Genomic DNA, 602 nt, shown 5'->3' with positions numbered 1-602 from the left:
GGGGCATCGACTGGGCGGTGTCGGTGGACTCCACGATCGCTCGTGCCCACCAGCACGCCACGAACGTCACCCGTGACACAGGGGGGTGGGTCGAATTACACGAATCTGGCCAGCGAGCCGCCTGACCATGGCATTGGCCGCTCCCGTGGCGGGCTGACCAGCAAGATTCATCATCTCGTCGATGGGCGCGGGCGACCCTTGGTTGTGCTCGTGGGTGCCGGCCAAGCCCACGACGGGCCCGTCCTCGAGCATTTGCTCGAGAATCTGAAAGTCGATCGTCGCGGCGGTGGCCGGCCACGCACGCGTCCTGACCGCCTCCGCGGCGATAAGGCCTACTCCAGCCGAGCAACGCGAACCCGGCTGCGTCAACGCGGGATCATCGCGGTCATACCCGAACCGTCTGACCAGATCGCCCACCGCAAGCGCCGCGGTCCTCGGGGAGGCCGGCCCCCGGCCTTCAACGCCGACGATTACAAGGGCCGCAACGTCGTTGAACGAAACTTCAACCAGGTCAAGCAATGGCGCGGCCTGGCCACCCGCTACGACAAACTCGCCATCGTCTACCGCGGCGCAGCGGTATTACGTGCGATCACCCTCTGGCT

1 protein-coding gene is annotated in these 602 nt (G+C 66.3%); it reads left to right on the top strand.

The window, feature by feature from the left end; all coding sequences use genetic code 11:
* Positions 1-72: 72 nt before the first annotated feature.
* Positions 73-602: IS5 family transposase (locus tag AC5Y36_RS25835; RefSeq protein ID WP_500043823.1), on the top strand; the 530-nt coding region annotated here is incomplete at its 3' end.

The organism is Mycobacterium sp. NGS50, assembly GCF_059812545.1.
This window is presented reverse-complemented; position numbering and strand designations above follow the sequence as displayed.